General features: G+C 61.0%; 13 protein-coding genes. All 13 read right to left on the bottom strand.

The features are described from left to right. Nucleotides 1–41 precede the first annotated feature (41 nt). Genes neuC through K419_RS0108295 form a run of 13 tightly spaced genes read right to left on the bottom strand, consistent with a single transcriptional unit; the run spans nt 42 to nt 14012 of the window. The gene (gene neuC, locus K419_RS0108235) at nt 42–1172 is read right to left on the bottom strand and encodes a UDP-N-acetylglucosamine 2-epimerase (RefSeq protein ID WP_026841171.1); all 1131 of its coding nucleotides are present in this window, start codon (nt 1170–1172) and stop codon (nt 42–44) included. Between the two features lie 13 nt (nt 1173–1185). Then, nucleotides 1186–1842, bottom strand: coding sequence for a TylF/MycF/NovP-related O-methyltransferase (locus tag K419_RS0108240; protein WP_035497030.1), 657 nt, complete (start codon nt 1840–1842; stop codon nt 1186–1188). A 54-nt stretch (nt 1843–1896) separates the two neighbouring features. Then, nucleotides 1897–2937, bottom strand: coding sequence for an N-acetylneuraminate synthase family protein (locus K419_RS0108245; protein ID WP_026841173.1), 1041 nt, complete (start codon nt 2935–2937; stop codon nt 1897–1899). Nucleotides 2938–2955: 18 nt separating this feature from the next. Beyond that, nucleotides 2956–3732, bottom strand: coding sequence for an acylneuraminate cytidylyltransferase family protein (locus K419_RS21780; RefSeq protein WP_084154156.1), 777 nt, complete (start codon nt 3730–3732; stop codon nt 2956–2958). Next, nucleotides 3725–5971, bottom strand: coding sequence for a B12-binding domain-containing radical SAM protein (locus K419_RS0108255; protein ID WP_026841174.1), 2247 nt, complete (start codon nt 5969–5971; stop codon nt 3725–3727). The genes K419_RS21780 and K419_RS0108255 overlap by 8 nt, the downstream gene beginning before the upstream one ends. 36 nt (nt 5972–6007) lie before the next feature. Next, nucleotides 6008–7228 carry a TIGR04372 family glycosyltransferase gene (locus K419_RS0108260; RefSeq protein WP_026841175.1) on the bottom strand — a complete coding sequence of 407 codons (1221 nt, stop codon included), beginning with the start codon at nt 7226–7228 and terminating at the stop codon, nt 6008–6010. An 18-nt stretch (nt 7229–7246) separates the two neighbouring features. Next, nucleotides 7247–8401, bottom strand: a complete 1155-nt coding sequence (locus tag K419_RS0108265) for a class I SAM-dependent methyltransferase (RefSeq protein WP_026841176.1) — start codon at nt 8399–8401, stop codon at nt 7247–7249. 9 nt (nt 8402–8410) lie between these two features. Further along, nucleotides 8411–9610 (bottom strand): class I SAM-dependent methyltransferase, encoded by a 1200-nt coding sequence (locus K419_RS21785; protein ID WP_084154158.1) that lies wholly within the window; start codon nt 9608–9610, stop codon nt 8411–8413. A 5-nt stretch (nt 9611–9615) separates the two neighbouring features. Beyond that, entirely contained in the window at nt 9616–10377 is a 762-nt protein-coding gene (locus K419_RS21790) for an SDR family NAD(P)-dependent oxidoreductase (RefSeq protein ID WP_051292927.1), read from the bottom strand. Between the two features lie 7 nt (nt 10378–10384). Further along, nucleotides 10385–11659, bottom strand: coding sequence for a class I SAM-dependent methyltransferase (locus K419_RS0108280; RefSeq protein WP_026841177.1), 1275 nt, complete (start codon nt 11657–11659; stop codon nt 10385–10387). Then, entirely contained in the window at nt 11656–12207 is a 552-nt protein-coding gene (locus K419_RS0108285) for a WbuC family cupin fold metalloprotein (protein ID WP_035497031.1), read from the bottom strand. The genes K419_RS0108280 and K419_RS0108285 overlap by 4 nt, the downstream gene beginning before the upstream one ends. Before the next feature lie 58 nt (nt 12208–12265). Beyond that, complete coding sequence (locus K419_RS0108290) at nt 12266–13336, bottom strand: radical SAM protein (protein ID WP_026841179.1); 1071 nt, start codon at nt 13334–13336, stop codon at nt 12266–12268. 13 nt (nt 13337–13349) lie between these two features. Continuing rightward, on the bottom strand, nt 13350–14012 hold the full coding sequence (locus K419_RS0108295; RefSeq protein WP_026841180.1) for a class I SAM-dependent methyltransferase: 663 nt from the start codon (nt 14010–14012) through the stop codon (nt 13350–13352).

A 14012-nucleotide genomic window follows, 5' to 3' on the forward strand; every position in this document is an offset into this window, starting at 1 on the left:
CCTGATAGTGCTGCCTTCAATGGCGCTTCTCGAAGCGGATGTTAACCCAGGTCCACGAACTGTTTCTGGCGTCGGACCTCCCAGAGCTTTTCGTCCAGGAGGTGCTCGGAAAAGAGCTGCGCGCTGTTCCCCTTGCCGAAGTGGAGCGACTGCGGGAAACGCGAGGAGACCTTTGCCAGCGACTCCTCCACTTCCTTCGCGCTCTCCTCTATGTTCACGATGGAGGGGGCGCAGAAGCGCTGCGCCTGGCGCGACCCGATGTTGATGGTGGGGACGCCGTACACCGGCGCCTCCCGGATCCCCGCGCTGGAGTTCCCTACGATGGCGCGGGCGTTTTGCAGCAGCGTCAGGAAGTTCTCGAACCTGATAGAGGGAAAGACCCTGAAGCAGGGATGTTCCTTCAAGGGGCTCAGCGCCTCGAGGATGGTGTCTGATCCCGCGTCATTGTTGGGGTAGATCACCACGAATTTTTTCCCCGAGGCGGTCAAACCTTTGACTACCTCGTTGATCCTTCCGCGCAGCCCGTGCAGCTCCGTGGTGACCGGGTGGTACATGAAGATGAAATACTCGTCGAAGGGGATGCCATAATGCCTCTTCACCTCCTCGATCCTCGGGAGGTGCTCCGAAAGCATGATGTCGACGTCGGGGGAGCCGATGACGTGCACCGAGCCGTCCTCCTCGCCCATCTGGATCAGGCGCCGCCTCGCCTCCTCGTTGGCTACGAAGTGTAGGTGCGACAGCTTGGTGACTGAGTGGCGGATCAGGTCGTCGATGGTGCCGGAGCGTTCCCCCCCCTCGATGTGGGCGACCAGGATGTTGTTCAGCGAGCCGACGATGGCCCCCGCCAGGGCTTCGACCCGGTCGCCGTGCACGACGATCATGTCGGGGGCCAGTTCCCGCACGTAAAGGCTTAGCCCCTGGATGGTGTTGGCGAGCACCAGGTCCATCTGGTGGCTGGTGGCGCCGGTCTGGTTGAAGTGAGGGAAGATGTTCTGGAACCCGGCCTTGCGCACCTCGTGAATGGTGGAGCCGTAGAGCGCGAGCATGTGCATCCCGGTCGCGAAGATGTGGACTTCAAAACCTTCGTGCCGCTCGATCTCACCGATGAGCGGCTTGATTTTGCCGAAATCGGCGCGGGTCCCGCTGATGAAAACGATCTTTCTTGCTGCCATTGATAATCCTCGGCTACGCCTTCACCATGTAGGAGATCGCGTGTGAATAAGGGAGCTTCAGGATACGGACGTCGCTGCCGGCGAAGAAGTCGTCGATCGCCTTGTTGGCCCCGGCGAACGCCCCGTAGTCGTCGAAGATGATGATGCCGCCGCGCACCACATGCGGGAAAAAGGTCTCCAGCGCGACTCGCGTCGGTTCGTAGATGTCGACGTCGATGTGGAGCAGGGAGAGCTTCAGGTGCGGGTTGGCGTTTGTGTAGGCTGGGACTGTTTCCAGGATGTCCCCCGCCACCAGGTCGATGTTCTCGTACAGGCGCAGCTTGGTCAGCGTTTCCACCAGCTCCTCCTTGCCGATGCTCTGGTTCCCGGCCTCCTGGATGAACTGCTCCCTCTTTTTCTTGTCCTGCTCGAAGGAGGTCTCGGGGAACTCCCCGAAGGTGTCGAAGGCGATGATCTTCTTGCTGAAGGAGTTGCCGAACAGGGAGCGGAACTTGATCCAGCGGCTTAGGGAGGTCCCCTTGAAGACGCCGCACTCCACGATGTCGCCGGAAAGGTGAGCGACCTGCCTGAAAAGCTCCAGGTGCGTGGCGAACTTGCTGATCCGGTTGACGGGTGCGGTCAGGTAGAAGCCGTTTTCGTATTCGAAGTTCTTTGCCAGGTCGTAGCCCATGATCCTTTGCTCCAGTTCTTTGTTTTTTCGGCAGCGGCGCTGCGGATGGTTTCGTTACTTGTGGGGTTCGACGTCTTGCCACTTGATCTGCGCATCGCGGGGGATGGCGGTGGCGGCGCGGCGGCCTATGAGCTTTTGGAAATCGACCGCCTTGATTTCCCCGGTTCCGGGGCGTTTCACCCAGATGTTGTCGTAGCTGAAGCTTTCGCCGGCTGCGACGTCGCGGATGGTCACCACGCAGGCGTAGGCGAAGTCGATGGTCGGCTGCTCCTCGGCCAGGATGGTCTTCCCCCCGCCGAGGGCCGCATGAATGGCGCGGCTTCCCTCTATGAGCTCCCGCAGCTCCCGGGGATCTATGGAGATGGGTACGTCGGGGCCGGGCCAGGACTTGTCCGAAGTGAAGTGCTTTTCGAGGATGGATGCCCCGAGCGCCGCCGCTGCGAAGCAGGTGTAATTACTGATCGAGTGGTCGCTGAGACCCAGCACCGCGTCCGGAAAAGCAGCCCCGAGTTCCTTGAGTGCTCCCAGGCGGACCTTGTCGTAGGGGGTGGGGTACATCGAGGTGCAGTGCATCAGGGCGTAGGGGACGCCGGCCCCGCGCAGGATCTCTACCGCCGGGGCGATGGAGCAAAGGTCGTTCATCCCGGTGCTGAGGATCACCGGCTTGCCGTAGGAGGCGATCTCGGCTATGAGCGGGTAGTTGTTGCACTCCCCGGAGCCGATCTTGTAGGCCGGGACCCCCATCCCTTCCAGGCGCCTGGCGGCTGCCCGGGAGAAGGGGGTGGAGAGGAAGATCATCCCCTTTTGCTCGACGTAGCGCTTGACCCTGATCTCCTCCGCCTCGGAGAAGGCGCAGCGGGACATGATGTCCCAGATGCTCTCCTTGGCGTTGCCAGGTATCACGTCGTTGGGGATCATCTCGTCCTCAATGACGTGGGACTGGAACTTGGCGCACTCGCATCCGGCAGCGGCCGCGTCGTCAATCATTTGAACGGCCTTGTCAATATCCCCCTCGTGGTTGATGCCGATCTCGGCGATGACGAAGGGGGGGGAATCGGGGCCGATGCGGCGCGAGCCGATTTCGAGCACCGGCATTACAGCACCTCTCCTGCGTTAAGGATTTTCTTTAAAGATGTAACCGTCTTTGCCGTCATGAGAGCCTCCCCGCGGATTTTCCCGCCGCCGCAGCAGCAGGAATTCGACCAGGTCAAAATCCAGTCTGGTGTCGATTTGCAAGGAGCGTTCCATTGGCATTGCGTAGCCGAAGCCGTTAGGGGGGTAGAAGGTTCGTTCTTCAAGCAGAGAGCAAACGCGGTTGACGAAACCGGCCCCGTTGACGAAGTAGGCGGGCGGGAGGTCCTGACGCCGCAGGTAGGGGATGGGCGCCTCCATGAAAGGGGAGAGCAGCCCGTCCATGTCCATCTTCCGAACCAGATACGGGTGGTCGTGCGCCTCGCTGACCGCTATCACGGCGTCGGCTCTCTTTTCGTAGGCAAGCAACACCATCTGGTCCAGGTCGGCCGGGGTGCGCAGCGGAGAGGTGGGCTGGATGGTGCAGACGTACTCCGGGCGATAACCCTCGGAGTCGGCTAGGAAAAGGAGGGCGTGCTCGATCACGTCGATGTGCGGTGTGGCGTCCCGGGCCAGTTCTGCCGGCCGCAGGAAGGGGACCTCCGCCCCGAGGGCGCGCGCCACGGCTGCGATCTCCTCGTCGTCCGTGGAGACTATCACCCGCTCCAGCAGGGCCGCCTGTCGCGCCTGCTCGATGGACCAGGCGATGAGCGGTTTCCCCGCCAGGGGAAGGACGTTCTTCCTAGGGAGCCCCTTGGAACCTCCCCGGGCGGTGATGATCCCGATGCAGCGGGGTTGGCAATCGTTTTTCTTATGCATGCGCCATCACCACCTTCTCCTGCCGACTTGCGTAGCAGGATTTCAGCATGGCGATTTCCCTGCTGCGTAAGGAGACGGTCATCGCTTGCAGCAGCTCGGCCATGGCCGGGTCCTGGGGCGCCATCAACGAGGCGGTGCCGGCCGCGTCGAGGGCCGTATTCAAGTCGCCCATGCTGTACGCCACCTCGGCCAGTGCCTTGTGCAGGGGGGCGAAGTCGTGGAACATCTCGATCAGGCTGTGGATCTCGAAGAAGGCCGCCTCCGGCTTCCCTTCGGCCATGGCAGCGTTGGCCTCGCTGAATTTCTCCTGCATGTAGGAGACGATCTGCTGCTCGTCCTTCAGGTCGATGTTGTCCGGGAAGAACTCGCTGACGTCCAGCAGCGAGACCCCCAGTTCTTGGAGGCGGGACAGTTCTCGAGCCGCGGCGGGCGCCGGTTTCGAGGTCAAGATGACGATGTCGACCCCCTTCTCGACCAGCCCGATCCTATTAAAGAGCTGGATCACCTGCGCACCCTCTTTATGCAGCGGCAGCCTGCTGAAGTCGTCCTCGATCAGGAAGCGGGTGCGCTCCTTGATGTTGATGCTGTTTTGCAGCAGGAATTCCGCCTTGTCGTCGGACTTGAAGATAGCCACCGTGGCAGCCTTGTCCTTCGCGTGCAGCGTGTCGAGAATCTTCTCTTCTAGCTCGAAAGGGAAGATGTCGTAGCGCTGGCCGCATTCCCGGCATCCCAGCCGTACCCTGAGCATCGACTTTGCCCACGGGTTCGTCTTTACGTGCATGTTGTTTGCGGTATAGCTGCGGTCACAGCGGGGGCACGTTATGGTGAGGGAATAAATAGGACCCCTGGTCGGGGATACCCCACTCTTTCGTGCCGCCAGGACGCGTGCCGGGATCCTGCCGATGGTTCTGGTGTAGAGTCCGGTCAGGTAGTCGATGTAGTCCGATTCCTTCTCCGTCATGCTTGAGAGGTTGATGCTGTGCAGGTGGCGGCATTCGTCTTTGAGGGCGGCGATCTTGTCGGGGACCAGGCCGGTCGAGCAGGCATGGTTGAACAGTTCCGACCCCGGGTACGGGATGACCCGCGCCAGGTTGATCTGATACTGCTTGTGGTTGATCCACCAGTTCATGGTTTCCAGGGCGGTATCCAGGGTTTCCCCCTTGTCTCCGAAGATGAAGTTCCCCTGCACCTGAAGCCCTGCCTCGTAACTCGCCTTCAGGCCTGTTTCCATTACCGGGACGGTGAGCTTTTTCTGCATGCTCTGCAGTACAGGCTCGCTGGCGCTTTCAAGGCCGTAGCTGAGCAGCATGCAGCCGGAGCGCTTCATGAGGGCCAGCAGGTCCGGGTCGATGTTGCTTAAGTGAAGCTGGCAGGCCCAGCGTATCCCGTAACTCGCGATTCTCTCGCTGAACTCCACCAAACGCTGCTTATTTGCCCCCAGCAATTCGTCCCACAGGTTGACCATGTTTATCCGGTAGTTGGCGATGAGATAATCGATCTCGGAGAATACCGAGTCCAGCGTCCGCTGGCGGTATTTCTGGCCTGCGGGGTGGTAGCAGAAGGTGCATCTGTGGACGCAGGATCTGCTGGCGACGATGGGGACGCACCTGGGGTTGTCGTACGGGTACCAGAAGTGGTGGTCTGTCGGCATCTGCGAGCAGAGATGCCCTTCGAGGTCGAACCCCTCGTAGTCCGGGAACGGCATGGTGTTGAGATCGTTGCAGGAAATGCGGGGCTTGTTGACCACAGCCTTGCCGGACCGGTCCAAGTGGACGAGTCCGGCGACGGAAGCCGGATAGGTTTCCCCCTGCTGCAGTGCATGCAGCAGTTCGATAATGGTCTCCTCGCCCTCGCCTACGATGCCGAAATCCGCCCCGAGCGGTTCCAATACGCAGTCCGGCAGGCTGCTGATCAGCCCCCCTCCCACCACGGTGACCAGCGCCGGGTCTAGCGCCTTGGCAGCTGCCACTATCGCCTGGACATGGTCGAAGTCCGGTGAGAGCCCTCCGGTGCAGACGACGTCGTACTCCTTTTTTCTGATGGCCCTTTCCATAAGCATCCTGACCGGCGCCCAGTCCCGGTCTTGGATGTAGCCGTAGTAGCTGTTTAGGTTCAGTACGTCCACGTCGTGCCCGTTGTGCTTCAACGTGGAGGAGATGTAGGCCAACCCGAGCGGGAAGCAGTAATAGGGATCGAGAAAGGATCGCTCGTACTTAGGAACCACCATCAGGATGTCCATGTTTGCCGCCTTCTTTTAAATGGTGATTTAAAGGTGCTAAAGGGCTACCAACTCGGGCTCCCACCCCCAACTCCGCACCTCAGGCCAGCGGTGCCCGAAAAACCACGGGTTGAGCCTCGCGTACTCGCAGCTAATCTGCGCATGGCACCGGGAGAAAGGATACATCGGGGTATAGGGTATGCTGTCCTCGCTTACCGTGTGCTGGCGCAAAATGTCGCACTGATTTTCCAGGTTGCGGCGCAGCCTGTTGGCCCGCTCCGCCTCCGGCAGGTAGGGGTACTCCCCAGCCAGGCGCTGCTGCATTTCTACCGTCGCAGCCAGGATCTCCTTGGCCGTGTTATTCACCAAGGAGATCCCGGACTCGCTGAAAAGGCGGTCCCGGAAATAGTGCAATGACGGCGACATCAGCACCTCGCCATAGCTCAGCGCGCGTCCCAGATGCTCCGAATAGTACTTTTTGAATACGAAAAGGTCTCGGTCGTACCCCCAGATGGCGCTCTGTATCGGCGCGTCGGTGACCAGCGCCGGCACATTGAACCCATGGGCTATGTCCAGCGGACCCGAAGGCGTCCCGAGGAAGAAGCTGCTGCTGGCAATGAAGTACGGTTCCACCAGCGGCGAATAGGCCGGATGGTGCGGGGCATCGTGCAGCTGAGGGTGGGTGATGGGGAGCGGCGCCATGGTGGAGTCGCCGAGCCGGACCACGTGGAACCCCGAATCCATCAGGTGGGAGATGGCCGGGAGGTAATTGATAATGTGGGCATTGCGGTAGCTGTCGTTGCCGCCGGCTCCGAAGCATGCGCCGTCGCGCACGTGGAAGGTGATCACTTTGGCCTGCAGCGGAATGCCGAACGAGTGACGCAATGCAGCACCTGCCTCCACCTCGGCGTCACTCAGCGAAAAATGGTAGAGCGGGGTGCGCAAGGTGAACTCCTGGTAGTATCGGTGGCGGAGCTGCCCGCAGCTTAGCAGGACCATGATATCGCCCTGCTCCGATTTGATGATGTCGTTGGCGTTCTGGTCGTTGTAACAGCTCCAGAGCAGGCCCTCGTCGACGGTGGTGCGGACTTCGAGCCCGCGGGTCGCCACCTGAAAGAGGGCTAAGTTGGTCTTCGGCTTGGCTTGCGGGGAGAAGGTTATGATGACGAGGTTGTTATCCTGCTCCGGGAACAGGTTCCTCAGCACGAACATCTGGTTCGCCAGTTCGCCGATCCTGTCGATGTGGGGGAGGATGTAGAAAACGTTCTGTTTCGGCATAAGGTCTTGCCCCTCTCCCTAGCCCCTGCCGGTTTTCACCAGCGAGACATACTGCTGCCCGCGCCCGAAAGCATGAGCGAAGGCCGGGTACTTGGTCGAGACGCCTTGAACGGAGAATTCCCGGTTCCTGATCAGGGTCGCGATATCCCGCAGCGGTCTGGCGAAGCCTTCCCCCAGGTCGGACACGTTTTCCAAGATCCCCTCCAAAGCGGCAATGAGCGGCTGGTCCTGCCGATCTGCATCATCCTTGAGACTTTGTTGCACCAGCTGCATGACCGCGCGGCAGAGTTCCAGCAACTCCTCGTTGCGCGCGGCAGGCCTGGCGGGAGCAACCTCGGTATACAGCATCAGGTTGTGCTTGATACGGTCGAACTGCTCGATGTAGAGCTCGTTGAAAGGTTGGTGGCCGGTGGGAACCGCCTTGTACCAGGTGTACTCGGTGAAGAGGTCGGGTGAGCAGTGGTAGTAGTGGTATCCGAGTCCGGAGAAGAAGGAGATACAGTTCTTGATGGAAAAATCGTAGTTGAAGTGCGCCCCCCCGAAAAGGGAGTCGGAGCACCAATCCCCGATAAGACGGCCGAAGCCGGGGATGCTCTTCAGGTGGGGCTCGAAGACTGTCGACAGCAGCGAGATCTTCTCCGGGAAGCTCGACAGGTGCCGGGATAGCCTGTGTGCGAAGAAAATGCGCACGATCTCGTAGAACATCGAGATTTCGTCGGCGCAGGTGACGACAACTACGCCATTGAGGTTCAGCAGCCGGTCCAGGTGGGACAACAGTTCCATCTTGTTGCCTAGCCCGGGTATCAGCCCCTCGCACAGGATCAGGTCGAATCCCTGATCCGACTGGTACTGCTCGAGCAGGGAGTTGACCAGCTCTATCCGGGAAAGGTCGAGGCCGTGGCTTGCGAAGGTCTCCATAATGTCCTGGCAGCCGGTCTCGTTCGGCTCAACGAGGACGTAGCGAGAGGGGGCGAGCCTCGCGGTAACAAGCGCGTTGTGCCCGCTTCCCGGACCGACCTCGATCACCCGGCGACCGGTCACCAGCGGCGGCAGTATCCCCAGTTGGCGGTAGAGCCCAAGCCTTCGACCGAAGTGCCTGTCGAGGTCGTCGAGGTTCTGGCGTACCGGCGAGATCTTGTGCTGGCGGTAGTGTGCGAGGAAAGCGTTATCCATGTGAGGCTCCTATCGGATCAGGTACCTGCTGGGTGAAAGGACGGAGAAAAAACTGCCGCCTTGGTCGAGGAACGTTTTGTTGCGGCGGATTACCGCCTCCTCGTTTTCCGCGTTCACGGCAAGCAGGCAGACCTTGATGCCGCTTTTGACCAGCGAGTCTGAAGGGTGCACCCTCTTGCCCGATTGCGGCAGGAAGCGCCCCTGTTTCTCTGGCTGGTCGTCCACCACCAGGCCGACCAAGTCGCCTAGGAAACGGTTCAGCAGGATGACGGCGCGGTTTCCGGCTCCGTAGATGGCGACCTCCCTCGGGCTGTAGCCTTGCTGCTGTAAAAAGGCGGCTACGACCGCTGCCGACTGCGCCGCCCGCTGGGCGAACATGGTGTTCGAAGCGAACTCCCTGGGGGGAGTTGGTGGGGTTGTCGGGCGGTAACCCTTGCGGGCAATGATGGTGAGTGCCCCGCCGGAGAAGTCGTACCTGCAGGTGTGGACGGGGGTGAAGCCATGCTTGAGCAGGAGAAAGCGGAGGCTCTCCTCGGTGAAGTAGTTGACATGCTCCTCCCAGATCGCGCTGACATCACCGTACTGCAAGGGGACGTTGAAATCCGGGACCTCCAACATCAGATGCCCCCCTTCTTTGAGCACCGCACGGATGGCGAGCATGAAATCGTCCAAGTAGGCCACATGCTCGAGCACCTGCCGGCAGATCAAGAGGTCGCACAGGCCGTGGCCTGAGACCACCGCTTCGGCCCGCTCGGTGTTGAAGAAGTCGTTGATCACGTCGAAGCCACGGGATTTCGCAATGGCCGCGACGTCCGAGGAGGGCTCGACCCCCAGCACCTTGACCATCCCCTGTTCCCGAAGCGACAGCAAAGCGCTACCGTCGTTGCACCCTATCTCCATGATGAAGTCTGCCGGGGCAAGCGCTGCGAACTCTTTCAGCTTGGCGATCTCGTCCAGAAAGTGCGGCTGCGGCTTCCAGGTGCTCTGCAGGGCGTATTCGGAGTACAACTCCCGTTCCGGTACCGTGTCGAGTATCTGCACGAAGCCGCAGGTGTGACAGATGTCCAGCTTTATGTGGTGGGTGAACTCCCCACTGGCGTCCGGGGTGGGGAGCAGGCGCTTGGTGATCGGGCGCGGGCCGAAGTCCATCAATACGCCGCACTCAGTGCCGCCGCAAATCCTGCATCTGTTTGTTTCGAGGTCGCTCATGGTCTCTATTGCCCCTGTTGAGGTTGAGCGGCGGTAAGCCGCAGTGAAAGAGACTCCTGCCACTGCAGGGAAAGCCCCCCGTCTACGATCAGGGTCTGGCCGGTGAGGAAAGAGGAGTTAGGGCCGGTCAGGAATTCGATGACGTCCGACACTTCGGAGGCCGTTCCCATGCGTCGCAGCGGGGTCATCTCCCGGTACAGCTGCTGCAGCGAGGGGTTTTCCAGGAAGTGATGCCGGGATTCGGGTTTAAGCACCGTCCCCGGCGCCACACCGTTCACCCGGATTCCCAGCGGTCCGAGTCGCACCGCATAGTAGCGTATCATCTGATCCACGGCGGCCTTGGCGGTGTGGTAGCTGAGCGGCTGCGTTTCCACCACGTGGCTGGCCGCGATGGAGTTGGCCAGGACGACGCTGTTCTTCCCGTTCGCGGTGCAATTCCCGGCGAAGAAGTCGAGCAGTACCTTGTTGGAAGTTACCGAGACTGCGAACTCGCCGCTCCAGTCGTCCCCTTGTTCCCGGTAGCGCTGCAGGCAGACCATGTGGTCCGGTTTCCCTGCCGAGCTGACCAGTTCGGCACAGCGTCCGGGGAGCTCGTCCGGCACAGCGAGGTCCGCTCGGAAATAGAAAACGCCCTCAACGGGCTTGTTCCCCCCCGGTTTCCTGGTCAGGACCGTGACGGTGTCTCCTCGCTGCACCAGCCTCTCGACCAGCACCTTTCCGATTCCCCTGGTGCCGCCGACCACCATAAAGTGCTCTGCCCCGCCCATGGACACCTCAGTTCGCACTGCCGGACCCGGCAGCGGCCGAATCGATGATGCGCATTCGGGGGATAGGCACCAAAAAGCGCCCACCGCCGTCCAGATAGGCCTTATGTTTCGCGATGATCGGCTCGCAGTAGCGCCAGGCGAGCACCACCGTGCAGTCCGGCTTCCTGTTGTAAAGCTCAGCGGAGGGAAGCACCGGGATGTGGTAACCCGGGCTGTAGGTGTGCTGTTTCGCGGGGTTGTCGTCGACGATGTACTCGAGGAACGGGGCCAGCCCGAAATGGTAGATGAGCGTGGTCGAGGTTGCCGAGCCGCCGTAGGCCGCGATCGACTTCCCTTCGGACTTCAGGCGCTGCAGCAGCTCTATCAGCTCCTTTTTGCAGTCGTCGATCCGCTCCCGGAACTTCAGGTAAAGCTCCTCTCCGTAGAGCCCGAGCCGCTCTTCGTAGCCGAGCAGCTCCGCCACGGCCGACGAGACCTCCCTTTTGCCCCCCGCCTTCCTGACGTAGTAGCGCATCGACCCCCCCTTGGTGCCGACCCGCTCGACGTCGAAGACCTCCAGCCCGAAACGACGGAAGAAAGAGACCAGCGGCTTCAGCGAGAAGTAGGAGAGGTGCTCGTGGTAGGCGAAGTCAAAGACCATGTTTTGGATCATGTCGGCAAGGTACGAGGACTCGATGACCAGCACTCCCTCCGGCGCCAGAAGCTCCGAGACGCCGCGGGTCACCTCCTGCAGGTCGTCGATGTTGGCAAAGAGGTTGTTGATGGTGATGAGCGACGCCTTGCCGTGCTCCCGCGCCATCTTGACGGCGAGCGGGGTGTCGAAGAATTCCGGTAGGGTCAGTACCCCCCTGTCGGTTGCGCTTTTGGCGATCTCGCGGGCCGGCTCGACCCCCAGCACCTGCATCCCCAGCTTCTTGAAGGCCTGCAAAAGCGTGCCGTCGTTGCTCCCGATGTCGACGGCGAGGTCGCCGGCGGCAAGTTTGAGCCTGCCGTGCACATGCGCCGCGTACTTCCCGAAGTGGTCGGCTAGCCCCATGGAGCTCGTGGAGACGTAGATGTAGTCGCGGTAGATCACCTCGGGGTCCACCACGTAGGGGAGAAAGACGTAGCCGCATTCCCGGCACATGAAGAGCTCGAGCGGGAAAAGCTCCTGCGTCTCGTGGAGATGCTCCTTGGTGATGTAGGCGTCGCAGAGCGCGGAGGGGGAGAGCGGGAGCACCCGCATGAGGTCCTTGCCCGAGCAGAGCCGGCAGGTGTCGCGTCGGTAGAAGTTGGAGGTCATCGGTCAAAACCGCCTTGGTTGGATTTTTGCTGCCCTAGCTGGATCCGCTCCAGAAACCGGGCCACCTCGCCCGGGGTGGAGCCGTCCGGGGACCAGGGGGCGAACTTGGTGTCTTGCGGCCGGAACGGGCCCTGGGTCACCTCGTGGAACACCATTACCGGCGAGCGGATCAGGAGCATGTGGTAGACGGGGTCCGCGATGCGGCAGTAAAAGGGTTTGCCGGAGGCGTACTCCCCCATCTCGGTCCACTGCCTGATGCTCCCGTCCTCCGAGAAGAGGATGAGCGCCGCCTCCCCCTTCATGATGTAGAGGGACTCCGGCTTGTTCTTGTGCAGGTGGGGCCGCACGTAAGTCTCCTGGGTGTGGACGATCAGCATCTCGTGGAGCGGATCCTGTTCGTCCTTGTGGGTGCAGAGCCTGGCGCGCTTGCGGGGAGTGGCAAGGGCACGCGCCACGAGGGTCTCGATGTCCCGCGAGGCGACCCGGGTGACCGGGTCGGCGGAGTAGAGCACCTCGTCGTTCACCACCCTCAGTTTCAACTCAATCATCCTTCCTCCGTTACGCCTGCCGGGGTGAATTTTCCGGTCCCCTCCGTTCCCATTGCTGTTACACGAACCCCAGGTGCTCCCTGTCCGCCTCAAGATACTCCAAAAGCATCTTGTTCTTGTGGTTGGAGACGCAGTGATGGTTGCAGACTTGCGAAGGATTGACGCAGAAGAACTTCTCCTTGTCGGTGAACCAGAAATCCTTGAAGCGCCGCGACTCGATGCTGCCGATGAGCCCCTCGGCAAGGTTGTAGGCCTTGTCCTGGCATGAGTACACCTTCTGGTCCGCGCCTATCACGGTGAGAACCTGCAGGTAGGGGCACCATTGGTACTCCTTGGCGAACTTCTCGTCGAGGGCGTGGTAGGAATCGAATACCTCGAATCCCTCGCCGGCCAGCGTGCTCAGCGCTTCCTGCGCCTGCTCCTTCACCGAGTCGAATATGGTCCCGTGGTAGGCGTCGTTCTCGCTGCCGAGGTTGCTGACCACGCAGGGAGAGATCTTGACGCTGTCCACGCCGATATCCTTCATGCAGCTGATGGTGTCGTAAACGTGCGCCGCGTTCTTGCGGTCCACGATGAGAGAGACCCCGAGATAGCAGTGGTTCGACATCTTCTTGAAGCTGCGCATGTTCTCGACGATCCTGCTGAATTCGCCGTCGGGGCAGCGGCGGTACTCCATGTAGCTCTTGTCGTCCCAGCCGTCCATGGAGACCCTGAGCCAGGTTGCGTGATGGGCGAAAACTTCCGCCACCTCTCCGGTGAGCCTGGCCCCGTTGGTCAGGGAGGCGAACTTGACCGGGCTTGCGGCGAGCTTCTTGACGCAGTCGAGCAGGTGCGGATAGCAGAAAGGCTCCCCGCCGCCGCTGAAGGTGACCGCCTTCACCCCCATTTCGATGACGTCGTCCAGGATCTCCATCATCTTTTCCCGCGGGATGGAATCCCTTACGTCCATGTCCTTGCCCAGTTGGAGGTCGTCGGAGCGGTAGGCGCAGTAGGAGCAGTTGTGGTTGCAGGCGTTGGTCGGCTTGATCCGGATGTGCAAGGGGGGAAGTATCCGGCCCGTTTCCCGCGGCAGCGAATCGATTTTGTCCGTGTAGTGGAAGATTTTTTTATCGGTGTAGAGAAGTCCCATGTCGGTCCCTGGTTTACTCGAAGTAGATGAACTCGTAATCCCCGCGGTACCCGAACTCTTCGAAGAGCCAGACCCATGCTTTGGGGGTGTAGAAGGAGGCGCAGGTGAGCGCCCAGCACTGAAGGTTGAAGAGTTCCTGTTCGTTCCGGTACCCTTCCACGGTGATGTAGGCCCGCTTTGACACCCGCTCGATCTCTGCCAGCGCCGGCTTCAGGTCGAAGAGCTCCAGGTTATGCAGCGTGGTGAGCGAGATGGTGAGGTCGAACTCCTTGTCGCCGTACGGGTAAGGCTCCTGCGCCCGATGCTGGAACAAGTTTCCGCGGACTTCTTCCTTGGCGTTCTCCAGCGCGTAGGGGGAGCAGTCGAAGCCGGCGACGGTGGCGCCGGGCAAAAGCCGCTTCAGTTCGTGGAGCAGGAACCCTTTGCCGCAGCCGACGTCCAGGATCTTCGCCTTCTCGGTGAGGCCGTAGCTGTCGATCAGCTGTCTCGCCACGGCTTCCCAGCGGCCGTCGTAGCGGTAACCACCGTAGCCGTACCTGCGGTCGCCGTCCCAGAACCTTGCGCCGTACTCCTTGGCGACCTGCATGCAGGCAACCTTGTCGTCGAGCATCCGCTCCACGTAGTTGCGGGAGGTCTTCCGGTGCAGGGGGGTGAAGAAGTTCCTGAGTTCTCCCAT

The organism is Citrifermentans bremense R1, assembly GCF_000426865.1.
Lineage (GTDB): Bacteria > Desulfobacterota > Desulfuromonadia > Geobacterales > Geobacteraceae > Geomonas > Geomonas bremensis.